This is a genomic window from Stenotrophomonas sp. 01N47 (genome assembly GCF_056399165.1).
The window spans coordinates 18,580-43,950 of the sequence record NZ_JBFTQU010000008.1; the positions used below are offsets into that span (position 1 = coordinate 18,580).

A 25,371-nucleotide genomic window follows, 5' to 3' on the forward strand; every position below is an offset into this window, starting at 1 on the left:
ACCGCGTGATGACCCAACCCGATCTTGATCTGGGCGTGGTCGGCAACGGCAGCTTCGGCGCCCTTATCGACAAGCACGCCCGTGTTGTCTGGAGTTGCCTGCCGACCTTCGACGGCGACCCGACCTTCTGTGCCCTGCTCAGCCCCAACCAGCAGACCGGCGGCGACTTCGCCATCGAGCTGGAGGACTTCGCCGGCAGCGAACAGGAATACCTCACCAATACCGCGATCCTGCGCACCGTGCTGCGCGATGCGCATGGCGGCGCGCTGGAAATCCTCGATTTCGCCCCGCGCTGGCGCCAGAACGACCGTTTTTACCGGCCGGTCAGCCTCATCCGCCAGGTGCGCCCGTTGTCAGGCAGCCCGCGCATCGTGATCCGCGCACGACCACTGGTCGACTGGGGCGCGCGCGTGCCCGAGTCCACCTGGGGCAGCAACCACGTGCGCTGGATCCTGCCCGAGCATGTGCTGCGCCTGACCACCGACGTTCCTGTGCGCTTCGTGCGTGATGGCCTGCCGTTCGTGCTCAACCATCCCATCCACCTGATCCTGGGCGTGGATGAATCGCTCAACCGCTCCATCAGCGGCTACGTGCAGGAAGCCTTCCAGCGCACCCGCGACTACTGGCGCGAATGGGTGCGCTACCTGTCCATCCCGCTGGAATGGCAGGACGCGGTGATCCGCAGTGCGATCACCCTCAAACTCTGCCAGTACGAGGACAGCGGCGCGATCATCGCGGCAATGACCACCTCGATTCCGGAAGCGCCCGGCAGCGTCCGCAACTGGGACTACCGCTACTGCTGGCTGCGCGATGCCGCCTTCGTGGTGCGCGCGCTGAACCGTCTGGGCGCCACCCGCACGATGGAGCAATTCCTGGGCTACATCTTCAACCTGGCCACCACCGACGGCACGCTGCAGCCGCTGTACGGCATCGGCTTCGAAGCCAAGCTGGACGAGGACGAAGTACCCAGCCTGTCCGGCTACCGTGGCATGGGGCCGGTGCGGCGCGGCAACCTGGCCTGGGTACAGCGCCAGCACGATGTGTACGGCAGCGTGGTGCTGGCCTCCACCCAGCTGTTCTTCGACCGTCGCCTGCAGGATCCGGGTGACAGCCACACCTTCGCTCGGCTGGAACCGCTGGGTGAACAGGCTTTCGCACTGCACGACGTGCCCGACGCGGGCCTGTGGGAATTCCGCGGCCGCACCGAAGTGCATACCTACACCAGCGCGATGTGCTGGGCGGCGTGCGATCGCCTGTGCAAGATCGCCGTGCGCCTGAAGCGTGATGATCGCGCGCAGTACTGGCGCGAGCGTGCCGACACCATCCACGCACGCATCATGGAAAAAGCCTGGAGCGAAGAGCTCGGCCACTTCACCGATACCTTCGATGGCCATCGCCTGGATGCCTCGTTGCTGCTGCTGGCCGACATCGGCTTCATCGACGCCAACGACGCACGCTTCGTCGCCACCGTCGAGGCCATCGGCCGTGACCTCAAGCATGGCAACGCGCTGTATCGCTATATCGCGCCGGATGATTTCGGCGAACCGGAAACCAGCTTCACCATCTGCACGTTCTGGTACATCGATGCGCTCGCCGCCATCGGCCGCATGGATGAAGCCCGTGAGATGTTCGAAGCGCTGCTGCAGCAACGCAATCATCTGGGCCTGCTGTCGGAGGACCTTGCCTTCGACGGTGGTGAAGCCTGGGGCAACTTCCCGCAGACCTACTCGCATGTCGGCCTGATCACCGCGGCGATGCGCCTGTCGCGTTCCTGGCAGGAGGCCTCATGAGCCGTCTTGTCATTGTTTCCAACCGCGTGGCCGTCCCCGGCGAGAGCCGCGCCGGCGGCCTCGCCGTGGGCCTGCTGGCGGCACTGAAGGAGCGCGGCGGGCTGTGGTTCGGCTGGAGTGGCAAGAGCGTGCGCGAGGCCAGTGGCACGCTGCACGAACAGCGCGATGGTGACATCGAGTACGTCACCATGGACCTGGCCAAGCGCGATGTGGATGGCTACTACAACGGCTTCGCCAATCGCACGCTGTGGCCCCTGCTGCACTTCCGCCTGGACCTGGTCGACTACGACCGCGGCACCCGCGAGACCTATCACCGTGTCAACGCGCTGTTCGCCGACAAGCTGGCGCCGTTGCTGCGCGAAGACGACATCGTCTGGATCCACGATTACCACCTGATTCCGCTCGGCGCGATGCTGCGTGAGCGCGGCATCGGCTGCCGCATCGGTTTTTTCCTGCACATTCCGATGCCCTCGGCCGACCTGCTGCAGGCCATGCCCGACCATCTGCGATTGTTCTCGGCGCTGTATGCCTACGACCTGGTCGGCTTCCAGACCCAGCGCGATGCGGATCGCTTCCAGACCTACCTGCGCCTGTTCGGCGGCGGTCGTGTGCTCGACAACGGCAACCTCGAAGCGCCCGGTGGACGCCACTTCCGTGCCGCGGCGTTCCCGATCGGCATCGACACCGAGCTGATCGCGCGCCAGGCCAGCACCGCCGCCAGCAAGGCGGCAGTGAAGAACCTGCGCAGCAGCCTGCGCGACCGCCAGCTCGCCATCGGCGTGGATCGCCTGGACTATTCCAAGGGCCTGCCCGAACGGTTCCTCGGCTTCGAACGCTACCTGCAGCGCCATCCCGACCAGCGTGGATCGCTCACCTACCTGCAGATCGCGCCGGTCTCGCGCGGCGATGTCACCGAGTACCGGCAACTGCGCAGCCAGCTGGAGCAGATCGCCGGCCACATCAATGGTGGCCACGCCGAACCCGACTGGACCCCGCTGCGCTACGTCAACCAGAACTTCACCCACGCCACCCTGACCGGTTTCTACCGCGCCGCCGCTGTCGGCCTGGTCACCCCGCTGCGCGATGGCATGAACCTGGTCGCCAAGGAATACGTGGCCTCGCAGGACCCGGAAGATCCCGGTGTGCTGGTGCTGTCCCTGCTGGCCGGCGCCGCCGATGAACTGAAGCAGGCGCTGCTGGTCAACCCGCACGACCTGGACGGCGTGGCCGATGCCATCGCCACCGCCGCGACGATGTCACTGCGCAAGCGCCAGGAACGCTGGCACGCGATGATGGAACATCTGCGCACCTACGACATCAACCACTGGCGCCGCAGCTACCTCGAGGCGCTGGAAGGCTGAGGCAAGAGCTCCTGTAGAGCCGAGCCATGCTCGGCTGGCTTTTGTAGAGTCAAGCCATGCTCGATTGCTCCGCTCAACTCTGCGGAAAAGCCGGCCGAGCATGGCTCGGCTCTACAACAACAGGCGATCAATCGAGGAAGCGCGCGGCCTGTGACGGCGTCGGCAGGAAGCAGGCGTCATGCCGCCCGAACCAGCGATAGCGGTTGCGTGCCAGCACACGGTACGCACCATCGCGCCAGCGCCGTGGCAGCACGCGCAGCACGGCCGCCAGGCGCCAAGCACCGCCCAGTGCGTCCAGAACGCGCAGGATCGCATCGGTATCGGTCCACGCGCCCTGCCCGTCCAGCAGCAGGAACGACGTCGGGTCGTGCGCGTCCAGGCCGTGCGCCCGCAACAGCGCGCTGCCCTGCGCGCCCTGCATTGCCGCGAAGCGAAAGCGCTCCTGCCGGTCGAACCGCAGCAGGAAACGCACCCAGCGGCTGCACAAGGCGCAGACGCCATCGAAGACGATCACGCCGCCAGGCTCTCCACCCGCAGCGCGATCCTCGCGCATCAGTCCATCCACACCAGCGTCGCCATCCGGCCGGTACGGCGGTCGCGACGGTGCGAGTACAGATCCGCATCGGCCATGGTCGAGACCGTGCCGCCGTGGATGTTGCCCAACTCCATGCCCGCCGCCTGCAGGCGCTGTCGCGCCAGCGCGAATAGATCCACCTTCCAGTGACCGGGCCGGGTTGCCACGAAGGCCGCCGCAGCGGCCGCGTCGTGGCCGACGAAGGCGTGGTACACCTCTTCGCCGATCTCGTAGTCGGCTGGTCCCGCTGCCGGGCCCAGCCACGCGCGCAGCTGTGCCGGCGGCGTCTGCATGGCGGCCACGGTGGCCTCCAGCATGCCGTCGGCCAGGCCACGCCAACCGGCATGGGCGGCGCCTACCTCGCTGCCATCGACGGCGGCGAACACCACCGGCAGGCAGTCCGCGGTGAGGATCGCCAGCACCACGCCGGGTACCGACGTCAGCGCGGCATCGGCCACCGGTTCGCTGGCGCCCTCCACCGGCGGCGCGGCGAAACGCAGCACGGTGCTGCTGTGCACCTGGCGCAGCCAATGCGGCGCCGACGGCAACGCCAGGCCCTGCTGCAGCAGCTGCCGGTTGTGCTCGACGTTGGCCGGGGTGTCACCGTCGGCCGCGTGCCGGTTGCCCAGGTTGAACTGGGCGAACGGCTCCGGCGAGACCCCCGCGCCGTGCCGGCGCGTGGTCAGTGCATGCACGCCCGGGGGCGCCGGCCAATCGGCCTGCAGCAGCGGCAGCGCGGTAGTCATTACCAGCGGTTCCGCTCGCGCTCGGCGAAGGCAGCGCTGTCTTCGCGCAGCACCTTCATCAGGTGCAGCATGTCGGCCGGCGCCGGCGCCGTGTTGCGCACCGGCTCACCACTGATCGGATGCACGAACTCCAGGGTCTCTGCATGCAGGGCCTGGCGCTTGAAGCCGCGCAGCGCGGCCACCAGCTCGTCGCTGGCGCCCTTGGGCAGCTTCAGCGCACCGCCGTACAGCTGATCGCCCACGATCGGATGGCGCAGGTGCGCCATGTGCACGCGGATCTGGTGGGTACGCCCGGTTTCCAGACGGCATTCCAGCGCGGTATGCGCGCGGAAGCGCTCGCGCAGGCGGTAATGGGTCACCGCTTCCTTGCCATCCTCGCGCACGCCCATCTTCAGGCGGTCGCGCGGGTGGCGGTCGATCGGCGCATCTGCGGTACCACCGGCCACCAGCGCCCCCATCACCACGGCCAGGTACTGGCGGTGCACGTCACGGGCAGCCAGCTGCTCGACCAGCGCGGTCTGCGCTTCCAGCGTGCGGGCCACGACCATCACGCCGCTGGTGTCCTTGTCCAGGCGATGCACGATGCCCGCGCGCGGCAACACCGCCACCGACGGATCGCGGTACAGCAGCGCATTGACCAGAGTACCGCTGTGGTTGCCGGCACCGGGGTGCACGACCAGGCCGACCGGCTTGTTGATCACCAGCAGGTGCTCGTCCTCGAACAGCACATCCAGCGGGATGTCTTCCGGCTCGGCGGTGGTCTGGGTTTCCAGCACCACCTGCAGGGTGACCACCTCGCCGCCGCGCAGCGCGTCGCGCGGGCGTGCCTGCGCGCCGTCCAGCAGGACGTCGCCAGCCTTGATCCACTCGGTCAGGCGGGAGCGGGAGTATTCGGGGAACAGCTCGGCCACGACCGCGTCGAAACGACGGCCGGCGGAGGTGTCGGGGACAATGGCCTGGCGGGCCGATTCGGAGGGTTGTTCAGACATGGCAGGGGGCATCTTTGAAATTTTGGGGTCCCGGCGAGCCGGTTTCAGTCGCTGGACAGGACACTAGGCTATCATCGACCCTTCGTATTCCAGCCGCGTCCCGCATTGACCCCATGATCCGACGCTCCGTCCTGCTCTCCGCGCCCGTCCGCCTGACCGCCCTCCTGCTGGTGCTGGTCATCGTCGCCACTGGCTGCAACCGCGGCACCAAGGGCGATCGCCCTGATGAAGGCACCCCGGTCGAACAGCTCTACGAAAAGAGCCACAAGCTGATGCAAGGCGGCAACTGGAGCGGCGCCGAAGCCAGCTTCCGTCGCCTGGTGGCACAGTATCCCTACGGCCCGTACACCGAGCAGGCGATGATCGAATCGGCCTACGCCCAGTACAAGGCCGGCAAGCACGATGACGCGGTGTCCAGCATCGACCGCTTCATCCGTACCTACCCGACCCACCGCAACATCGCGTACCTGTACTACCTGCGCGGCCTGGCCAATTCCAATCGCAATACGGTATTCCTGCGTCGCGTATGGTCCCTGGACGCAAGCCGCCGCGATCTGTCCACGCCGCACCAGGCGTATTCAGACTTCAACATCGTGGTCGACCGCTACCCCAACAGCCGCTATGCCGCCGATGCGCGTCAGCGGATGCTGGTACTGCGTGACGTATTCGCCCAGCACGAGCTCGACAACGCGCTCTACTACATGCGCCGTGGCGCCTGGGTCTCGGCCGCCGGCCGCGCCAACTACCTGCTGGAAACCTATCCGCAGAGCGCGTTCCAGAACGACGCTGTTGCGGTTCTGGCCGACTCCTACACCCACCTGGGCAACAAGACCCTGGCCGACGACGCCCGCCGCGTCCTGCAGCTGAACCAGCCGGACCACCCGTGGCTGGAAGGCAAGTGGCCGAAGTATCCGTGGATGATCCGCAAGCTGAACCCGTTTGCCGGCGAGAAGTCCGCCGCCACCGGCCAGCGCAACGCGCGACTGGAAAAGAAGTAAGAAAGAGGCCCCGCAAGGGGCCTTTTTTTCGTGGCGTCATCGCTAGGAATTCTCCGAATCCGCGATCGCTGCGACGTCCGTCCCAGTCAGCGCGAAGGGACAGCTTCCAGACTGCGGCGCAAAGGCCATCCCGGCCTGCATGGAGCGCCACATGTCCTCATCGTCCCAGCGGTTCCGACCCCGCCCGACCCTGCTGGTCACTGCCCTGCTCGCGCTGGCCGCCAGTCCCCTTGTCGCGATGGCGGCGGAGCCGGGTGACCTGCTCTCGGCCGCGCCCTACCGCGCCAGCTGGGTGCCCTCCAAGGCCGCCCAGGCCTACAAGCTGGCCTACCGCACCCCCGATCATCACGGACGCCTGGCCGAGGCGACCGGGCTGGTCTACCTGCCCGCCGGGCCTGCGCCGGCAGGTGGCTGGCCAGTGGTGTCCTGGGCACACGGCACCCAGGGCATCGCCGATCACTGCGCCCCTTCGGTGTCCGGCCCCTACCAGCCCGAGCGCGATGGCCGCTTTCTCGACCAGTTCCTGGATCAGGGCTATGCAGTGTTCGCCGCCGATTACCAGGGGCTGGGCAGCCCGGGCGACCACGCCTACCTGCACGTGCGCACCGCCGCGCGCAACGCCATCGATCTGGTGAAGGCGGGCCACCGGTTCCTGGGCAGCGCCACGCTGTCGCCGCGCTGGGTATCGGTGGGCCACTCGCAGGGTGGCGCCGCCGCGCTCACTGCTGGTCATCTGGCGCCATCCTATGGTGGGACGTCGCTGCAGTACCAGGGCAGCTTCACCACCGGCACGCCCACCGCCGTGGAGGTGACCGGCCTGGTGATGAAGCCGGACAACCGTACGCCGAATCCGGGCGCGCTCAATGCCTACCATGCCTACCTGCTCGATGGCCTGCTGCAGGTGGAGCCACGCATCGCGCAGGTGCTCAGCGCTGAGGGCCACGCACGCGTCGCATTGGCGCGCCAGCAGTGCCTGGGCCCGCTGGCTGTCACCCTGGAGGGCGCCAACACAGGAGAGATGTTCAACGCGCCGTTGAGCTCGGTACCGGGCATCTGGACATTGCTGCATGACTATCTGGGCGTGCCACGCCGGGGCTTCAGCCAGCCGCTGATGCTGGGCCACGGCAGCCAGGACCGCGACGTGCCCTATCTGACCACCCTGCTGTATGCCGCCGGCTTGGCCGTGCGCGGCGAACCGGTGGCCTTCCGACGCTACCCGGTCGACCATCGCGGCACCCTGGACGCAGCAGCGGCCGATGCCCTGGCATTCGTGCGCGCGCGGCTGGGGGACAGCCATTTTGACGACGCCGCCGAAACCGCCGGCCTGGAGCAACTGCTCAACGAAGCCCAGTAGATCCACGCCATGCGTGGATGGGCGGTACACCCGGTTGCCGGCCAGCGGCCGGCACTACCGATGGATCCATCGAACATTGGTAGCGCCGGGCCATGCCCGGCGACCGGTCCTCAGCTCTTGTAGCCGTTGCTGATCGGATAGCGGCGCTCACGCCCGAACGCGCGGCGCGAGACCTTCGGGCCCGGCGCGGCCTGGTGGCGCTTCCACTCGCTGATCCGCACCAGCCGCAGCACACGATCCACCACCGCCGCGTCATAGCCTGCGGCGACGATCTCCGTGCGCGACTGCTCCTGGTCGATGTAGCGGTACAGGATGCCGTCCAGCACGTCGTAGGCCGGCAGCGAATCCTGGTCGGTCTGGTTTTCGCGCAGTTCGGCCGAAGGCGGGCGGCTGATCACCGCCGGCGGGATCACCGGCGCACCGCCAACGGTGTTGCGCCACTTGGACAGGCCGAACACCTCGGTCTTGTACAGGTCCTTCAGCGGCGCATAGCCGCCACACATGTCGCCATAGATGGTGGCGTAACCGACCGCGTACTCGCTCTTGTTGCCGGTAGTCAGCAACAGGCCACCGAACTTGTTGGCCAGCGCCATCAGGATCACGCCACGGCTGCGCGACTGCAGGTTCTCCTCGGTCACATCCGGCGTGGTGCCCTCGAACATCGGTGCCAGCGCCTGCATCAGGCCCTGGAACGCCGGCTCGATGGAAACGGCTTCCAGCTTAACGCCCAGCGCCTCGCACTGCTCGGCGGCCAAGTCGTTGGACATGCCGGCGGTATAGCGCGACGGCAGGCGCACCGCAGTGACGTTCTCGGCGCCCAGCGCATCGACCGCCATGGCCAGCACGATCGCCGAGTCGATGCCACCGGACAGACCCAGCCACACCTTCTTGAAACCGTTCTTGCTGCAGTAGTCCTGGATGCCGCGGGTGACCGCGCGCCAGGCCAGCGCATCCATGCTCTCGTCACCATCGTCCATCCATACCTGCGGCAGGAAGCTACGGGTAGCGCCGTCGTAGTCCACCACCAGCCACTGGTCGACGAAGGCCGCCGCGGCCGGGTGCACCGTGCCATCGCCATCGGCCACCACCGATGCACCATCGAACACCAGCGCGTCCTGGCCGCCCACCACATTGAGGTAGGCGATGGCCGCACCGCTTTCGCGGGTACGTGCAGCCAGCACGGCGTCACGCTGGGCATGCTTGCCGCGCTCGTAGGGTGAAGCGTTCGGCACCACCACCAGCTGCGCGCCAGCACGCACCGTATCGGCCAGCGGCTCGGCGAACCACAGGTCTTCGCAGATCAGCAGGCCAACCGGAATACCGTCAACCTCGAACACGCAGCTGCCACCGTCGGGGTCGACATCGAAGTAGCGGCGCTCGTCGAACACGGCGTAATTGGGCAGCTCGCGCTTGCGATAGGTCTGCTCCACCAGGCCATCGCGCAGCACGCTGGCCGCGTTGTAGACCACCGCGCCGGCCGCCTGTGGCCAACCGACCACGGCGGTGATGCCACGGCACGCAGCTGCAATGCGGGTCATCGCCTGCTCGCACTCGTACAGGAAGCCCGGGCGCAGCAGCAGGTCCTCCGGCGGATAGCCGCTGACCGCCAGTTCGGGGAACATCACCAGCCCGGCGCCGTACTCGTCGCGCGCCTGGCCGATCATCTCGATGATGCGCTCGGTGTTGCCGGCGACATCGCCAACCGGGAAGTCGAACTGCGCCATCGCGATGCGGATCGAAGCCATGAGGGTCCAGCCTGTGGTTGCAATACGCACATTGTAGATCCACGCCATGCGTGGATGGAGCGCACCTGGGTGTGTGCCACAGTAGTTCCACGCCATGCGTGGATGCGGTTCAGCGGGTCGCCGATACCCGGACGCAGAAAGGCCGCCCGGAGGCGGCCCTTCTGTTTCAGACAGCCGGCCAGCGGCCGGCTTTACAAACACGTAGCCGCTGCGCGGCTGCGGTCTTATTTCACCAGCTTGGCGATGGCAGCGCCCAGGTCGCCCGGCGAACGCACGGTGACGACGCCAGCAGCTTCCATGGCAGCAAACTTGCCTTCGGCAGTGCCCTTGCCGCCCGATGCGATCGCACCGGCGTGGCCCATGCGCTTGCCAGCCGGAGCCGAAGCACCCGCGATGAAACCGACGACCGGCTTCTTCACGTGGTTCTTGATGTACTCGGCACCGGCTTCTTCAGCGTCGCCGCCGATTTCGCCGACCATGATGATGCCTTCGGTCTGCGGGTCTTCGTTGAACAGCTTCAGGCAGTCGACGAAGTTCAGGCCGTTGATCGGGTCACCACCGATGCCGATGCAGGTGGACTGGCCCAGGCCGACTTCGGTGGTCTGCTTGACCGCTTCATAGGTCAGGGTGCCCGAACGCGACACGATGCCGATCTTGCCCGGCTTGTGGATGTGGCCCGGCATGATGCCGATCTTGCACTCACCCGGGGTGATGACGCCCGGGCAGTTCGGCCCGATCAGCACGGTGTCCGGATGCGAACGGGTCAGCACGTTCTTGACGCGCAGCATGTCCAGCACCGGGATGCCTTCGGTGATGCAGACGATGACCTTGATGCCGGCAGCAGCAGCTTCCAGGATCGCGTCAGCCGCGTACGGCGGCGGCACGTAGATGACCGAAGCGTTGGCGCCGGTGCTCTGCACGGCGTCGGCAACGGTGTTGAAGACCGGCAGGTCGATATGGGTGGTGCCACCCTTGCCCGGGGTCACGCCGCCAACAACCTGGGTGCCGTACTCGATCATCTGAGTGGCGTGGAAGGTGCCCTGCTGGCCGGTGAAGCCCTGCACGATCACCTTGGTGTTCTTATTGATCAAAACTGACATTGGATTTCCTTCGGTGTCGGATCAGGCGGCGTTCTTGACAGCTTCGACGACCTTCTTGGCACCGTCGTTGATGTTGTCGGCCGGGATGATGGCCATGCCGCTGTCACGCAGCAGCTGCTTGCCTTCTTCCACGTTGGTGCCTTCCAGACGCACCACGACCGGAACCTTGACGCCCACTTCCTTCACGGCGGCGATGATGCCTTCGGCAATCATGTCGCAGCGGACGATGCCGCCGAAGATGTTGACGAAGATGCCTTCGACCTTGTCCGAGGACAGGATCAGCTTGAACGCTTCGATGACGCGCTGCTTGTTGGCACCGCCGCCCACGTCCAGGAAGTTCGCCGGCTCGCCGCCGTTGAGCTTGATGACGTCCATGGTGGCCATGGCCAGGCCTGCGCCGTTGACCATGCAACCGATGTTGCCGTCCATGGTGACGTAGTTGATGTCCAGCTCCGAAGCGATCACTTCGGTCGGATCTTCCTGGGTCTTGTCGCGCATGGCGACCAGGGCCTTCTGGCGGAACGCGGCGTTGTCGTCGCTGTCGAACTTGCCGTCCAGCGCGTACAGGTTGCCGTCGTCCAGGATGGCCAGCGGGTTGATTTCAACCAGCGCCAGGTCCTTTTCGTTGAACAGGCGGTACAGGTTCACCATGATGTTGGCGAACTGGCCGGCCTGCTTGGCGGTCAGGCCCAGCTTGAAGCCGAAATCACGGCCGTGGTAACCCTGCACGCCTTCGACGAAGTCGACGTTCAGCGAGTGGATCAGCTCCGGGGTTTCAGCGGCGACCTGCTCGATCTCCACGCCGCCTTCCGAAGAGGCGATGTAGGTGATGGTCTTGGTGCCACGGTCAACCAGCACCGACAGGTACAGTTCCTTGACGATCTCGCCAGCGGTGGTCACCAGCACCAGGTTGACCGGCAGTTCAACGCCAGCGGTCTGGTAGGTGGCCATCTTGGTGCCGAGCATCTTGGCCGCAGCGGCCTTCACGTCGTCGGTGGTCTTGCAGAACTTGACGCCGCCAGCCTTGCCGCGGCCGCCAGCGTGGATCTGCGCCTTGACCATCCAGGGGCCCTGGCCCAGGGAGTTGGCAGCGGCAACAGCTTCGTCCGGGGTCGCAGCGACCTTGCCGGCCGGGACCGGGATGCCGTACTCGGCAAGCAGTTGTTTTGACTGGTATTCGTGGAAATTCATGCGTCACCGTGGGAATAGGAACGACCGCACGCAATTCCTCAGGGCCCCGGCGGGGCGCCGGCATGGACCGCGGCGGGCCCACTATTGTGGCCGAGCCGGCGCCGGGGCGCAAAGAAGTATGGACAAAAGGCCGCAACCGGCCAGATTTCCACGGGCATTCAGGCAGTTGCGGCACGGCACGGCTCGCCCCCCAAAGGCCGGGCCGGGTCGATTGCGCAGCCCAGCCCGGTACAGGCCCCCTATACTGGTCCCGTAAATTCGAGCCCACGGTGCCGGCAACCGGGCAGCGAGCAGATCCGACGATCGGGGGACGTCGGGCAGGTTCGGCCCACCGCCGTCATGATCCAGTTCCAGGCAGCCAGAAGGGGAGTTCCGGCGTGTCACCCAGTGCTTCATTGATCGACCGCATCGAATCGATACCGCGGCGCGAGCTGTATTTCTTCGCCCTGTACCGGGTGCTGATCGCCTCGGTCATCGCCGCCCTGCTGTACAGCCCGTTGTCGGCGATGGTCGGCGAAGCCCACCACCCGCGCCTGGCCTATTCGGTCGGCGCCGCCTATCTGCTGCTGTCCCTGTTGTGGCTGGTGATCGGCCGCAACGAACGCTGGCTGCGGCAGATCGTGGTCGGCGGCGTTCTGCTGGATATCGTCGCCGCCAGCCTGCTGGCGCACGCCCTGCCCGGCGCCAGCGCCGGCATCTCGATGTCGCTGCTGTTCAACATCGCCGCCGCCGCCACCCTGCTGCCGCTCAGCTGGGGCCTGCTGCTGGCGCTGGCCGCCAGCGTCGCCACTGCTGCCGAATACCTGTGGAAGGTGCTGGAAGGCGGCGACCCCACCCGCACCCTGGCCGAACTGGCGATGTTCGCCACCAGCTACCTGGCGCTGGCCTTCATCAGCTACCAGGTCGGCAACCGTGCACGACGCAACCAGCAGCTGGCCAATCAGCGTGGCGACGAAGTGGCCAACCTGTTCCAGATCAACGAACTGATCATCCGCCGCATGCGCACCGGCGTGGTGGTGGTGGACGCCGACAACCGCATCACCCTGGCCAACGAAGCCGCCTCGATCCTGCTGGGCGACCGCGATGGCAACAGTGATTCGGGCCGCCTCGACCTGGCCAGTGTCGCCCCCGAACTTGCGCGGCGCCTGCAACGCTGGCGCAACGGCTGGGCACAGGATGAAATGCCGCTGCAGCTCAACCCCGACCAGCCGGAAGTGCAGCCACGCTTCGCCCGCCTCCTGGCCGGCAGCGACCTGGTGCTGGTGTTCCTGGACGACTCCAGCGTGGTCTCACGCCGCGCCGAATCACTCACTCTGTCGGCGATGGGGCGCTTCTCGGCCAGCCTCGCGCACGAGATCCGCAACCCGCTGGCGGCCATCAACTATGCCGTGCAGCTGCTGGAAGAAGGTACCGGCTTCAACGAAAGCGACCGTCGCCTGCTGCAGATCATCCACCAGCAGTGCCAGCGCACCAACGGCATCGTTGAAAGCGTGCTGGGCCTGGCCCGGCGCGAACGCGCCAACCCGGAAAACGTGGATCTGGCCGCCTTCGTGCGCCGCTTCGTGCTGGAGTACAAGCAGGGCCAGACGCTGGAAACCGACAGCATCGAACCGATCATCAACGACACATCAGTGCCGGCCCAGGTCGACCCGCGCCATCTGTACCAGGTGCTGACCGTGCTGGTGCACAACGCACTGAAGTACGGCCGCATCGGCGAGCAGCCCGCGCGCGTAAGGCTGCGCGTGGCCCAGCACGAACGCAGTGCGGTGATCGATGTGATGGACCGTGGCCCCGGCATCCCGGAGACCGTCGCCGCTCAGCTGTTCCGCCCCTTCTTCACCACCTCCGAGCACGGCACCGGGCTGGGGCTGTACATCGCCCGTGAGCTGTGCCGGGCCAACCAGGCGCGACTGGATTACATCCCCGTCCCCGCCGGCGGCTCCTGCTTCCGCCTGGTTCTGCCTGGACCGCACACGCTGTTTCCGGACTGATTCCGCCCGTCAAACATTTGTCGCATCCCACCCCCTCGGCTATCTTTCCCACCCATGAACGAAACCCGCAGCGCCCTCGTCGTCGACGATGAACGCGATATCCGCGAACTGCTGGTGTTGACCCTCGGCCGCATGGGCCTGCGCATCAGCACCGCCGCCAACCTCGCCGAAGCCCGCGAACTGCTGGCCAGCAATCCCTATGACCTGTGCATCACCGACATGCGTCTGCCGGACGGCAACGGCATCGAACTGGTCAGCGAGATCGCCCAGCACTACCCGCGCACGCCGGTGGCGATGATCACCGCCTTCGGCAGCATGGACCTGGCCGTGGAAGCACTGAAAGCCGGTGCCTTCGATTTCGTCAGCAAGCCGGTGGACATCACCGTGCTGCGCGGCCTGGTCAAGCATGCGCTGGAACTCAACAACAGCGAACGCCCCGTTGCCGGGCCTGCTGCCGAACAGGCCGCGCGCCTGCTTGGCGAATCGCCGGCCATGGACGTGCTGCGCGCCACCATCAGCAAGGTCGCGCGCAGCCAGGCGCCGGTCTACATCCTGGGCGAATCCGGGGTGGGCAAGGAACTGGTCGCACGCACCATCCACGCGCAGGGCGCACGCGCCGCCGGGCCGTTCGTGCCGGTCAACTGTGGCGCCATCCCCACCGAATTGATGGAAAGCGAGTTCTTCGGCCACCGCAAGGGCAGCTTCACCGGCGCCCATGCCGACAAGCCGGGACTGTTCCAGACCGCGCACGGCGGCACCCTGTTCCTGGATGAAGTGGCCGAGCTTCCGCTGCAGATGCAGGTGAAGCTGCTGCGTGCGATCCAGGAAAAATCGGTGCGCGCGGTTGGCGCCCCCAGCGAAGAACCGGTGGATGTGCGCATCCTCTCGGCCACCCACAGGGATCTGGCCGAGCTGGTCGAAGACGGGCGTTTCCGCCACGACCTCTACTACCGCATCAATGTGATCGAACTGCGCGTGCCGCCGCTGCGCGAACGCCGCCAGGACCTGCCCGCGCTTGCCGCGTCGATCCTGGCACGACTGGCCCGCAGCCATGGCCGCGCCACCCCGCTGCTGGCGCCTTCGGCGCTGGACGCATTGGCCCAGTACGGTTTCCCGGGCAACGTGCGCGAGCTGGAGAACATCCTCGAACGCGCACTGGCACTGGCCGAGGAAGACCGTATCGGCGCCGACGATCTGCGCCTGCCGCAGCATGCGCCTCGCTCACCCGGCAGCGCTGCGCACGCCGAAGCGGTGGTGGATCTGCATCCGGGCAGTGCCGCCCTGCCCTCGTATATCGAGCAGCTCGAGCGCAGTGCCATCCAGCGCGCGCTGGAAGAAAACCGCTGGAACAAGACCCGCACTGCCGCGCAGCTGGGCATTACCTTCCGTGCGCTGCGCTACAAGCTGAAGAAGCTGGGGATGGAATAAGGCTACCCCGTGGTGGTGCCGGCCGCTGGCCGGCAACCTCATGCACCGCGCATCCACGCATGGCGTGGATCTACTGAAAACTGCCATCCACGCATGGCGTGGATCTACTGGGCGTGCTGCATCGAAATGGTAGTGCCGGCCGCTGGCCGGCATCCTCATGCACCGCGCCATCCACGCATGGCGTGGATCTACTGCATCAATCCTTGGTGACGCGGTTGATCTCGGCCAGGCTGGTGACACCCGCAGCCGCCTTCTTCAACGCCGACTGCCGCAGGTCGTTCACGCCGATCGCCTGCGCGGCCTCGGCAATCTGCAACGCATTGCCGCCAGCCAACACGATGGTTGCGATTTCATCTGTCATCGGCATGACCTGGTAGAGACCGGTACGGCCCTTGTACCCCTCGGTGCACTCATCGCAGCCCACCGCCTCGTACAGCTCGATGCCCGCATCCAGCTGCGCCTGGGTGAAACCCTCGGCCAGCAGCGCATGCGCCGGCAGGTTGGCCGGGCGCTTGCAGTTGCCGCACAAACGGCGTGCCAGTCGCTGGGCGATCACCAGCGTCACCGAACTGGTGATGTTGTACGGCGCGATGCCCATGTTCATCAGGCGCGCGATGGTCTGCGGCGCATCATTGGTATGCAGCGTGGACAGCACCATGTGACCGGTCTGGGCCGCCTTGATCGCGATCTCGGCCGTCTCCAGGTCGCGGATTTCGCCCACCATGATGATGTCCGGATCCTGACGAAGGAAGGAACGCAGCGCTACTGCGAAGGTCATGCCGCGCTTGTTGTTCTGCTGCACCTGATTGACGCCGGGCAGGCGGATTTCCACCGGATCTTCGGCAGTGGAAATATTGCGGGTCTCATCGTTGAGGATACCCAGCGCGGTATACAGCGACACCGTCTTGCCCGAACCGGTCGGGCCAGTCACCAGCACCATGCCGTACGGCTTGTGGATCGCTTCCAGGAACAGCTTCTGCTGCTCTGGCTCGTAACCCAGCTTGTCGATACCCAGCTTGGCCGCGCTGCCATCGAGGATACGCAGCACCACCTTCTCACCGAACAGGGTGGGCAGCGTGCTGACGCGGAAATCGATCTGCTTGGTCTTGGAAAGATTGAGCTTGATGCGCCCGTCCTGCGGCACGCGCTTTTCGGCAATGTCCAGCTGCGACATCACCTTCAGGCGCGCGGCAATGCGCTGGCTGAGCTTGACCGGCGCGCGCGCGACCAGCTTCAGCAGGCCATCAATGCGCAGGCGCACCCGGTAGTCGTCTTCGTAAGGCTCGAAATGAATGTCCGACGCCCCCTTGCGGATGGCATCGATCAGCACCTTGTTTACGAACTTCACCACCGGCGTATCGTCGCCTTTGGCATCGATGCCCGAATCGTTGCCTCCACCCTCATCGTCACCAAGACCGACATCGAGATTGGCCATGCCCTCGTCGTCGCCACCCAAGGCATCGCCCATGGTGTCGTGGCTGGCATGCCACTGCTCCAGCGTGCGGCGGATCTGGTCCTCGTCCACCAGGATCGGTTCAACCACCAGATTGGTGTGGAACTTGATCTCGTCCAGAGAATGGGTGGGGTTGCTGGTGCCGACGAACAGCTTGCCGCCGCGCTTGAACAGCGGCAGCACGTTGTGCTTGCGCAGCAATTCCTCGCTGACCAGGCTCATCGCGTTCTGGCTGGCATCGAATACCGACACGTCGAACAGCGGCATGCCGAACTCGACCGCATTGGCCGCGGCCAGCTGCGACGGCGAGACCACCTTGTTCTGCGCGAACCAGGTGGGCAGCGGCTGACGGGCAGCGGTGGCCTTGGCCATGGCGTCGCGCGCAGCGCCTTCGTCGAGCGCGCCGTCCTGGACGAGACGACGGGCGATGCCGGTTATGCCGACGAGGTTAGGAGCATTCATGGTGTTCCTCAGTGGGCTGGCTCAGGGGACTGGAACGCCTTTGACAGCCATGTCAACGGATACGTTACCGACATGATAACCGGCTCCCTTCCCTCGCCGAGCACCGACAACGGCGGACTTTCCACATCAATCGGCAGGCCCTGTACGTCCTTGGATTGGGCTGCCGCCCCCAATCTCCGGGATTCACCGCCTGTGGGGCCACCAGGATGAAGTTGCCAACGCTTTGAAAGGTGCCCATATCTGGGCGAGGAAAGAGTTGTGTCCTTCGTCCATCAACCCGGTTGGCAAATGGCAGGCACTGGGCACGTAGTAGGTGCCGAATGCCTGATCAAACACGGAAAAAATGGTCGCAAAATTCTTACCCACGCCCTGCCCTTCACGTACATGGTGCCAGCGATGCATCGCCGGTGACACCAGCACGCGGCCAAGCCAGCCGAATGTCCAAGGAACATTGGCGTGTGTAAGCAGACCGTAGTAATGCCGGGCAAGGGCATTGGCATAGATCGCCCACAGGGGAACACCGATCAGCAACAGAAGACCGATGTCGAAAACAACTGCGCCAAGTCGGTTCAAGGGGTGCTGGCGATAGGCAGAGAACCAGCTCAGCTCGCGATCGCTGTGATGCATGCCGTGGACAGGCCAGAGCCAACGGGTATGTTCCAGCCGGTGCCGGGCGTAGCTGATGCCATCGGCGATGAACAACGTTGCGGCAAAGGCTAGCAGGGGCGACAACTCTGTCCAGAAACCCCGCAGGTCGACACCTAGCCCCATTCCCGCCATCTCGTGCATCCACACCATCAGTATGCCAAGCAGCGGCATGATCAGAATCACTTCCATCAGTAGGCAGATGAAATTGACCGTCGCCCCTTGCGGCCATATTTTCGCTATTACCGCGATAAGATTCTTTCGCTGCAGGATCAGCGACAACAGCAAGAACGCCCCAGCCTCAACCGACACCATTGAGTATGCGGAACTCAGGTGATCCAGAAGATTGAAGTTCATCGCCGGAACGATGGTGGCCACGACGTTCAAGGGCCCTCCGGGGTTCATTAACAGTGAGCTGGCCAGACAAAACACAACCTACAAAAAAAAAGTCCCGCGTCATGCGGGACTTTCTTCATTGCCGCCGCAGTATCAGAGAGCCGCAGCCTTCGCGCCCTGGCAGCTACCCGGACGGTACTTGGACTCGATGCTGCCTTCGCAGGTCCACTTCGGGATCACGCCGTTGGTGACGTTGCTGTCGTCAGCCAGCAGAGTGATGTTCTTGCCGTCGATATCACCCGAGATGTTCTGCGCCGTCGCGGTGATCTTCTTGGTGGTCGAATCCCAGGTCAGGGCCGACACATACTGGGTGGTCTGGACGTCCGGCTTCCAAGTTGCCGGCGGCAGCGAATTATTCGTTGCCACATACTCCGACACGTCGGTACGCAGCGAAGAAGCCGCCAGGATCACTTCCGAGACCTTGGCCTTCTTGGTGTAGTTGGAGTAAGCCGGCAGCGCAATGGCGGCCAGGATCGCGATGATCGCAACAACGATCATCAGTTCGATAAGGGTGAAGCCCTTCTGGTTCTTCATAGTGATACATCCCCAAGATAGTGGTGGTTGAGTCAGTGCGCTGGATCGGTCCGGCCTACGGCCGGCTGAGCGTGTCCTGCACCCCGCGGGTGGATCAACGCAGGTTGCGTGCCAACCCCGGCACGCCTCCCCCTGGATTCCCCGCGCCCATGATGGCAGCAATTTCCGGGATGTGAACCCCCCAGTCATCATTCTGCGACGAATCCGGCAATGTGACGCAGTGCGTCACCTTTGGCCGGCGTCCGGCACGAATTCGCACTTCCGCCCCTCCCGGCTCTGCCAAGACGGCAATGAACCCGCTACCATCGGCAGATGCCCGTCTGGGGATGGCGGGCCGGGGAGCCAACATGTCTGTCAGTCGCAGTGCGATCAAGAAAGAGCCCGTGGCGCGAAGCACCATGGAGTTGCAGCCGTTTGTCTGGGAGGGGACCGACAAGCGGGGAATCAAGATGAAAGGCGAACAGTTGGCGAAGAACGCCAATCTGCTGCGCGCCGAACTACGCCGCCAGGGCATCAACCCCGGCCAGGTGAAGGTAAAGCCAAAGCCGTTGTTCGGTGCTGCCGGCAAGCCGGTATCGGCGAAGGACATTGCGTTCTTCAGCCGGCAGATGGCCACAATGATGAAGTCCGGCGTGCCGATCGTGTCGGCGCTGGAAATCATCGGCAGCGGCCATAAGAACCCACGGATGAAGAAGATGGTCGATGCCATTCGCACCGACATCGAGGGCGGCTCGTCACTGCACGAGGCGATCAGTCGCCACCCCGTGCAGTTCGACGAGCTCTACCGCAATCTGGTGCGCGCTGGCGAAAGTGCAGGTGTGCTGGAAACGGTGCTCGATACCATCGCCGCCTACAAAGAGAACATCGAGGCCCTGAAGGGCAAGATCAAGAAGGCCCTGTTCTACCCGGCGATGGTTTTGGTGGTCGCATTCTTGGTGAGCACCGTCCTGCTGGTCTGGGTGGTGCCGCAATTCGAAGAGGTCTTCAAGAGCTTTGGCGCCGATCTGCCGGCCTTCACGCAGATGGTGGTTAATCTGTCCCGGTTCATGGTGTCGTGGTGGTGGCTGATGGCCATCGTGATGATCGGCTCTGTGGTGGCCATCGCGATGATGTACCGGCGATCAGAAAAGATGCAGCACACAGTCGACCGCCTGATTCTGAAGGTACCGGTGATCGGCCAGATCATGCACAACAGCGCCATTGCGCGCTTCGCCCGCACCACAGCGGTGACGTTCAAGGCCGGCGTCCCGTTGGTCGAGGCCTTGGGCATCGTCGCCGGTGCAACCGGCAACAAGGTCTACAGCGAAGGCGTGCTGCGCATGCGCGACGACGTGTCGGTAGGCTATCCGGTCAACATGGCCATGAAGCAGCTCAACCTGTTCCCGCACATGGTCATCCAGATGACCGGCATCGGCGAAGAGGCGGGTGCCCTGGATGCGATGCTGTTCAAGGTGGCCGAGTACTATGAGCAGGAGGTCAACAACGCAGTGGACGCCCTGAGCAGCCTGTTGGAACCGATGATCATGGTGTTTATCGGTACCATTGTCGGTGGCTTGGTCATCGCGATGTACCTGCCCATCTTCAAACTCGGCGCCGTCGTCGGCTAAAGGTAACAATGGCATTTCTCGACCAGCATCCCGGCCTCGGCTATCCCGCCGCGGCCGGCCTGGGACTGCTTCTCGGCAGCTTCCTCAACGTCGTCATCCTGCGCCTGCCCAAGCGGCTGGAGTGGGAGTGGAAGCGCGACGCCCGCGAAGTACTGGAGGAGCCGGACTTCTACGAGCCGCCCCCGCCGGGCATCGTGGTTGAGCCTTCGCACTGCCCGCACTGCAAGCACAAGCTGGCCTGGTACGAGAACATCCCGCTGTTCAGCTGGATGATCCAGGGCGGCAAGTGCCGCCACTGCAAGGCGCCGATCTCCATCCAGTACCCGCTGGTGGAAGCGCTGACCGCGGTGATGGTGCTGGCCTGCGTGTGGCAGTTCGGCTTTGGCTGGCAGGGCTTCGGCGCGATCGTACTGACCTGCTTCCTGATCGCCCTGTCCGGCATCGACCTGCGCACCCAGTTGTTGCCGGATCAATTGACCCTGCCGCTGATGTGGTTGGGGTTGATAGGCAGCATCGACAACCTGTACATGCCGGCCAAGCCCGCCCTGCTCGGCGCCTTGCTCGGCTACCTGTCGCTGTGGTCGGTGTGGTGGCTGTTCAAGCAGCTGACCGGCAAGGAGGGCATGGGCCACGGTGATTTCAAGCTGCTGGCCGCGCTGGGCGCCTGGTGCGGGATGAAGGGCATCCTGCCGATCATCCTGATGTCGTCGGTGCTGGGCGCCCTCATCGGCTCGATCTGGCTGTACAGCCGTGGCCGTGACCGGGCGACGCCGATTCCCTTCGGCCCTTATCTGGCCCTGGCCGGCTGGCTGTTCTTCATGTGGGGCGAGCCGCTGTTGAACCAGTATCTGGTGATGAGCGGGCTGCGCTGAGGGGAGTCCCCATGAGCCAGTATGTGGTTGGCCTGACCGGCGGCATCGCCTCGGGCAAGAGCGAGGTGACCCGGCGCTTCGAGGCGCTGGGGATTGTCGTGGCCGACGCCGATCTTGCCGCACGCGCGGTGGTGACGGTGGGCAGTCCTGCCCTGTCCCTGATTGCCGAACGCTTCGGCGCGGACATGCTGCTGGCCGACGGCAGCCTGGGCCGGGCGCGCCTGCGTGCCCACATCTTTGCAGACCCAGTCGAGCGGGCGGCGCTGGAAGCGATCACCCACCCGGCCATCCGCCGGTTGATGCAGCAGCAGTGCGAGCAGGCCGCCAGCCCCTATGCGCTGGCGGCGATCCCGCTGTTGACCGAAGTGGGCGGCCGCCAGGCCTACCCGTGGCTGGACCGGGTGCTGCTGGTGGACGCGCCCGAGGCCGTACAGCACGCCCGCCTGATGCAGCGCGACGGCATCGACGCGGCGCTGGCCGACCAGATGATCGCCGCCCAGGCCAGCCGCGCACAGCGCTTGGCGCTGTCCGATGACGTGGTCGTCAATGATGGCCATCCGGATGACCTGCAGGCGCAGGTGGAGCGGTTGCATCTGCGGTATCTGGGGTTGGCTAGCGGGTAAGCCGGCAGGTCTACCGGCTCCGCCCGAAGAGGCATCCACGCATGGCGTGGATCTACTTCACCTGCTCCGCCCGAACAGGCATCCACGCATGGCGTGGATCTACTCCAGTTGCTGGCGGGCGTAGCGGGCCAGTTCGCGCGCGGCCAGCAACAGGCCTTCCACTACGTCCGGCGGCAGTTGCTGGCCTGCACTCCCCTGCACCCGGGCCGCTTCGGCCGCGTGCAGCATCTGGATCAATGCATTGAGACCGGCCAGGGTGCGGCTGAGGCTGGCCAGGGTTACCGCCTGCGACGGAGTGAGACCTGGCCCCTGCCGGGTCTGGCCATCGGCGTTGTCGCGGCCATCCATGCGCGCCATCAGTGCCGGTAGCAGGTCGCTGGGTTCGGCCAGCACGTCTTCGATGCGTTCGGCGATGTCGGCCGGCAACTGGTCGGCGGATTCGCCGACCAGGCGGCGCAGGTTCGGGTAGGTGGTGCGTGTAGACATGGCAGTGCTCCTCGCAGACGGCAAGGCCACCCGCAGATGCGAGGTGGCGGACGGTGCGGGTTGGCGTACCGGATCACAACAATCAACAAAACACTCCGGCGGACTCTTCAAAGTCCCCACGCACCGCCCGCCAAAGCAAGGGCATCGCGATGCATTTTCCATGACGGCCTTCGGCGCATCAGAGGTTTGTTGATTGTTGGGTCGATTTCAGGACGCCAATCCCGGCCAGGGCGATGACCCCAGCCATGCCATCTCGCCAGCTGCATGCAATGCGGTCATGAGGCGAAAACGCCATGTGGGCCAACCGTCTGCGGAACCGTGCGGTGTGACACGCACAGGGCGCGGAGTGCGTCACGCAGGTGTCGTGCTGGGCCAGAGACGCCGCGTCTTCGCGAAAGCTGCATTGGCGTTGCATGCGACATTTCGCGCCGAGTGGAAAATTTTAGCGTCGGTACTCTTGCGTCGACCGACGTCGCGAAGACCCAAGCAGATTCAATGGACGCACATTTACAGCACCTCCGACGAGTACTCTATAGGGGGGCATCTGAATCTGTGACCAGCATCGCAATAGTGATTTGAGTCAATCTGATCCCACCATTCCTAGCAACCAGGCTGCAAGACACCTTCAACCTATCGCCGCTTGACGTTGACACATCACGCCAACCTGAGCTAAACATTCATGGACTTGTTCAATCAGGAACAAGTTACTTTTCATTTTGAGACAAGGAAGAAGCATGAAAGAGCTGACTGCAAAGGAAGTAGAAGCCGTTTCGGGTGGCGCCGACCGCCTCCCTGTTCACTCAGGAACGGTTGAAAGCCGAGGCAAGAATCCCTTCTCAGGTCCGGTTCCGTCGGACGGCACCGTTCCTTACGTGCGCTACGTCCAGAAATGATTCTTGGCTCCGCCCTTCACGGGGCGGAGCTTTACCGGGATCCAAGTGAGAAACGTCAGAGTCAGCTCTCTTAGACTGGGTCTGACCCTATTCTCACGAAAACAGTCGCGTCCTAGGACTACAACGGCTTCGGCGAGAACGTCAGCGTGGCGATCACGCCGCGGGCGCCCCCCGGGCGCACGCTTACCTGCCAGCCGTACAGATCGCACAGGCGACTGACGATCGACAGGCCGATACCGCCGCCCTGCGAGTGGCCAGCATGGGTGCCGCGGTAGCCGCGCTGGAACAGCTTGGCGGCATCTTCCTCGCTCAGGCCCGGCCCGCTGTCGGTCACCGATACGGCGTTGGCGCCCACATGTACGCGCACCTCGCCATCCTGCGAGTACTTCACCGCGTTGCCGATCAGGTTGCCCAGCGCCACCGACAACGCCGCTTCGGGGGCGTCGATGACCAGGTCGCGCTCGCCATCCAGGTGCAGTTCCAGCGGCTTGCCACCCAACTGCGCGCGATGCGCATCCAGCAGCTGTTCGGCCACACGAGCCACATTGCTGCTGCCCTGCCCGCGTTCGTTGCGCGACAGCAGCAACAGTGCGCCGATCAGATCGCTGCACTGCTGCTCGGCACGCTGGATGCGCTGCAGGCGCTGCAGCACCTTCTCGTCCAGGCCCGGGCGGGCCAGCAGCAGCTCGGTGGCGCCACGGATCACCGCCAACGGCGTGCGCAGTTCGTGACTGACGTCCGCATTGAACTCACGGTCGCGCTGCACCACTTCGGTCAGCCGCGAAGAATAGTCATCGAGCGCCTGGGCCAGCTGCCCCACTTCGTCATCAGGGAAGCGCGGCGCCAAAGGTTCGGGATCGCTGGTGCCTCCACGGTACGCACGCAGGCGCGCGGCCAGATCCGAGACCGGCTTCATCACCTTGGAGGCCGACCACCAGCCCAGAACCAGCGACAGAACGCTGAACACCAGCACCGACAGCACAAGCGCGCGGTTGAGCTGTTTGCCACCGCGCACGCTGTCGGTCATGTCATAGGCGAGGAAGAACCAAGCGTCAGGCGTCTTGCGCACCGCCAGCTTGTACGAATACGCCTCACCTTGCTCGTCACCACTGACGCTGTGGATGCCATCGGAGAAGCCCGCCCACTGCGCGCGCTCTTCGCGCACCCGATCGAACTTGTCCTTGGAATAGGCATACGCACGGATCTGCAGCACCGGAGCATCCGGGTTGTGCCCCGGGTGCTCGTAGTAGCGGCGGGCGTATTCGTCGATGTTGCGATTCATCAGCTCTTCCACCAGCTGATTTTCCACGCGAAGACGGGCCCAGTTGGTGGCGAACGCGAACAGTGTCGTCAGGCAGAAACCCAACAACACGAACGAGACGATGATGCGGCTGCGCAGACGCCGCCGATAAGGCGTGCGTCGGCGCTCCCCCTTGCTTGCCACAGAATCAGGCTTCCGGCGTGGCGATGCGGTATCCGATGCCATGGCGGGTCTGGATCATCGGCACTTCAAAGGGCTTGTCCACCACGGCGCGCAGGCCATGGATGTGCACGCGCAGCGAATCGGAGTCCGGCAGCTCTTCGCCCCAGACGCGGGTTTCCAGCTCCTGCCGGGTGACCACGGCCGGGGCCGCTTCCATCAACGCCTGCAGGATCTTCAGTGCGGTCGGGTTGAGCTGCAGCAGCTTGCCTTGGCGGCGCACTTCCAGCGTGTCCAGGTTGTATTCCAGATCACCGGTTTCCAGCACGCGGGTCTGCACGCCCTTGCCGCGACGCGACAGGGCGTTCAGACGCACTTCCACTTCCTGCAGCGCGAACGGCTTGATCAGGTAGTCGTCAGCACCGGAATCGAAGCCGGCCAGTTTGTTGTCCAGCGAATCGCGCGCGGTCAACATCAGCACCGGAGTCTGCTTGCGCGCTTCGTTGCGAAGCTTGCGGCAGACCTCGATACCGTCCATGCCCGGCAGGTTGAGATCCAGGACAATCGCGTCGAACTCGTGCACGACAGCCAGATGCAACCCGGTCACTCCGTCGGCAGCGAAGTCCACGGTGTGGCCCCGGTCCTCCAGGTAGTCGCCCAGATTGGCCGCAATGTCGCTGTTGTCTTCGATTACCAGGATTCTCACTGTCACC

At 65.0% G+C, this 25,371-nt stretch carries 22 protein-coding genes; 10 read left to right on the forward strand and 12 right to left on the reverse strand.

All coding sequences use genetic code 11. The annotated features are described in order from the left end of the window. Positions 1 to 8: 8 nt before the first annotated feature. Together AC1DKR_RS15470 and otsA are read left to right on the forward strand one after the other, a co-directional pair. Positions 9 to 1,790: a glycoside hydrolase family 15 protein gene (locus tag AC1DKR_RS15470; protein WP_478033479.1), complete on the forward strand. Its 1,782-nt coding sequence runs from the start codon at positions 9 to 11 to the stop codon at positions 1,788 to 1,790. Continuing rightward, entirely contained in the window at positions 1,787 to 3,151 is a 1,365-nt protein-coding gene (otsA, locus tag AC1DKR_RS15475; RefSeq protein ID WP_478033482.1) for an alpha,alpha-trehalose-phosphate synthase (UDP-forming), read from the forward strand. Before AC1DKR_RS15470 ends, otsA begins: the two co-directional genes overlap by 4 nt. A gap of 127 nt (positions 3,152 to 3,278) precedes the next feature. Here otsA and AC1DKR_RS15480 read toward each other — a convergent pair whose 3' ends face one another. The 3 genes from AC1DKR_RS15480 to rluD are packed head-to-tail and all read right to left on the reverse strand — an operon-like array spanning position 3,279 to position 5,460. Beyond that, positions 3,279 to 3,704 (reverse strand): thiol-disulfide oxidoreductase DCC family protein, encoded by a 426-nt coding sequence (locus AC1DKR_RS15480; RefSeq protein WP_478033484.1) that lies wholly within the window; start codon positions 3,702 to 3,704, stop codon positions 3,279 to 3,281. Then, positions 3,704 to 4,471, reverse strand: a complete 768-nt coding sequence (pgeF, locus tag AC1DKR_RS15485) for a peptidoglycan editing factor PgeF (RefSeq protein ID WP_478033486.1) — start codon at positions 4,469 to 4,471, stop codon at positions 3,704 to 3,706. Before pgeF ends, AC1DKR_RS15480 begins: the two co-directional genes overlap by 1 nt. Continuing rightward, positions 4,471 to 5,460, reverse strand: coding sequence for a 23S rRNA pseudouridine(1911/1915/1917) synthase RluD (gene rluD, locus AC1DKR_RS15490; protein WP_099820878.1), 990 nt, complete (start codon positions 5,458 to 5,460; stop codon positions 4,471 to 4,473). Before rluD ends, pgeF begins: the two co-directional genes overlap by 1 nt. Before the next feature lie 113 nt (positions 5,461 to 5,573). Between rluD and AC1DKR_RS15495 the strand changes: the two genes are divergently transcribed. Together AC1DKR_RS15495 and AC1DKR_RS15500 are read left to right on the forward strand one after the other, a co-directional pair. Beyond that, complete coding sequence (locus AC1DKR_RS15495; RefSeq protein WP_089236594.1) at positions 5,574 to 6,458, forward strand: outer membrane protein assembly factor BamD; 885 nt, start codon at positions 5,574 to 5,576, stop codon at positions 6,456 to 6,458. Between the two features lie 151 nt (positions 6,459 to 6,609). Beyond that, a complete protein-coding gene (locus tag AC1DKR_RS15500; RefSeq protein ID WP_312785891.1) occupies positions 6,610 to 7,812 on the forward strand; it encodes an alpha/beta hydrolase in 1,203 nt (400 codons plus the stop codon). 110 nt (positions 7,813 to 7,922) lie between these two features. On the opposite strand, the gene AC1DKR_RS15505 is transcribed toward AC1DKR_RS15500, so the two are convergent. The 3 genes from AC1DKR_RS15505 to sucC all read right to left on the reverse strand — a co-directional run bounded on the left by AC1DKR_RS15505 (position 7,923) and on the right by sucC (position 11,848). Next, positions 7,923 to 9,557, reverse strand: a complete 1,635-nt coding sequence (locus tag AC1DKR_RS15505; RefSeq protein WP_363731955.1) for an NAD+ synthase — start codon at positions 9,555 to 9,557, stop codon at positions 7,923 to 7,925. Between the two features lie 224 nt (positions 9,558 to 9,781). Beyond that, entirely contained in the window at positions 9,782 to 10,657 is an 876-nt protein-coding gene (sucD, locus tag AC1DKR_RS15510; RefSeq protein ID WP_017356169.1) for a succinate--CoA ligase subunit alpha, read from the reverse strand. Positions 10,658 to 10,678: 21 nt separating this feature from the next. After that, a complete protein-coding gene (sucC, locus tag AC1DKR_RS15515; protein ID WP_025874298.1) occupies positions 10,679 to 11,848 on the reverse strand; it encodes an ADP-forming succinate--CoA ligase subunit beta in 1,170 nt (389 codons plus the stop codon). 377 nt (positions 11,849 to 12,225) lie between these two features. Between sucC and AC1DKR_RS15520 the strand changes: the two genes are divergently transcribed. Together AC1DKR_RS15520 and AC1DKR_RS15525 are read left to right on the forward strand one after the other, a co-directional pair. Further along, entirely contained in the window at positions 12,226 to 13,839 is a 1,614-nt protein-coding gene (locus tag AC1DKR_RS15520) for a sensor histidine kinase (protein ID WP_223496327.1), read from the forward strand. Between the two features lie 54 nt (positions 13,840 to 13,893). Then, positions 13,894 to 15,267, forward strand: a complete 1,374-nt coding sequence (locus tag AC1DKR_RS15525) for a sigma-54-dependent transcriptional regulator (RefSeq protein WP_478033497.1) — start codon at positions 13,894 to 13,896, stop codon at positions 15,265 to 15,267. A 196-nt stretch (positions 15,268 to 15,463) separates the two neighbouring features. On the opposite strand, the gene pilB is transcribed toward AC1DKR_RS15525, so the two are convergent. The 3 genes from pilB to AC1DKR_RS15540 all read right to left on the reverse strand — a co-directional run bounded on the left by pilB (position 15,464) and on the right by AC1DKR_RS15540 (position 18,757). After that, positions 15,464 to 17,182: a type IV-A pilus assembly ATPase PilB gene (gene pilB / locus AC1DKR_RS15530; protein WP_363731951.1), complete on the reverse strand. Its 1,719-nt coding sequence runs from the start codon at positions 17,180 to 17,182 to the stop codon at positions 15,464 to 15,466. Between the two features lie 183 nt (positions 17,183 to 17,365). After that, entirely contained in the window at positions 17,366 to 18,205 is an 840-nt protein-coding gene (locus tag AC1DKR_RS15535; protein ID WP_363732902.1) for a sterol desaturase family protein, read from the reverse strand. A 111-nt stretch (positions 18,206 to 18,316) separates the two neighbouring features. Next, a complete protein-coding gene (locus AC1DKR_RS15540; protein ID WP_363731948.1) occupies positions 18,317 to 18,757 on the reverse strand; it encodes a pilin in 441 nt (146 codons plus the stop codon). Positions 18,758 to 19,104: 347 nt separating this feature from the next. Between AC1DKR_RS15540 and AC1DKR_RS15545 the strand changes: the two genes are divergently transcribed. Genes AC1DKR_RS15545 through coaE form a run of 3 tightly spaced genes read left to right on the forward strand, consistent with a single transcriptional unit; the run spans position 19,105 to position 21,859 of the window. Next, entirely contained in the window at positions 19,105 to 20,364 is a 1,260-nt protein-coding gene (locus AC1DKR_RS15545; RefSeq protein WP_363731946.1) for a type II secretion system F family protein, read from the forward strand. Between the two features lie 8 nt (positions 20,365 to 20,372). Beyond that, positions 20,373 to 21,236 carry a prepilin peptidase gene (locus tag AC1DKR_RS15550; RefSeq protein WP_478033503.1) on the forward strand — a complete coding sequence of 288 codons (864 nt, stop codon included), beginning with the start codon at positions 20,373 to 20,375 and terminating at the stop codon, positions 21,234 to 21,236. Between the two features lie 11 nt (positions 21,237 to 21,247). Next, entirely contained in the window at positions 21,248 to 21,859 is a 612-nt protein-coding gene (gene coaE / locus AC1DKR_RS15555; protein WP_478033506.1) for a dephospho-CoA kinase, read from the forward strand. A 99-nt stretch (positions 21,860 to 21,958) separates the two neighbouring features. Here the strand turns inward: coaE and AC1DKR_RS15560 are convergent, their stop codons facing one another. Continuing rightward, a complete protein-coding gene (locus AC1DKR_RS15560; protein WP_229979545.1) occupies positions 21,959 to 22,345 on the reverse strand; it encodes a hypothetical protein in 387 nt (128 codons plus the stop codon). Positions 22,346 to 23,079: 734 nt separating this feature from the next. Between AC1DKR_RS15560 and AC1DKR_RS15565 the strand changes: the two genes are divergently transcribed. Continuing rightward, positions 23,080 to 23,238 (forward strand): hypothetical protein, encoded by a 159-nt coding sequence (locus AC1DKR_RS15565; RefSeq protein WP_312785901.1) that lies wholly within the window; start codon positions 23,080 to 23,082, stop codon positions 23,236 to 23,238. Between the two features lie 118 nt (positions 23,239 to 23,356). Here AC1DKR_RS15565 and AC1DKR_RS15570 read toward each other — a convergent pair whose 3' ends face one another. Both AC1DKR_RS15570 and AC1DKR_RS15575 read right to left on the reverse strand, forming a co-directional pair. Then, a complete protein-coding gene (locus tag AC1DKR_RS15570) occupies positions 23,357 to 24,724 on the reverse strand; it encodes a sensor histidine kinase (protein ID WP_312785902.1) in 1,368 nt (455 codons plus the stop codon). Next, positions 24,687 to 25,364 (reverse strand): response regulator transcription factor, encoded by a 678-nt coding sequence (locus tag AC1DKR_RS15575; protein ID WP_025874286.1) that lies wholly within the window; start codon positions 25,362 to 25,364, stop codon positions 24,687 to 24,689. The genes AC1DKR_RS15570 and AC1DKR_RS15575 overlap by 38 nt, the downstream gene beginning before the upstream one ends. Positions 25,365 to 25,371 lie beyond the last annotated feature (7 nt).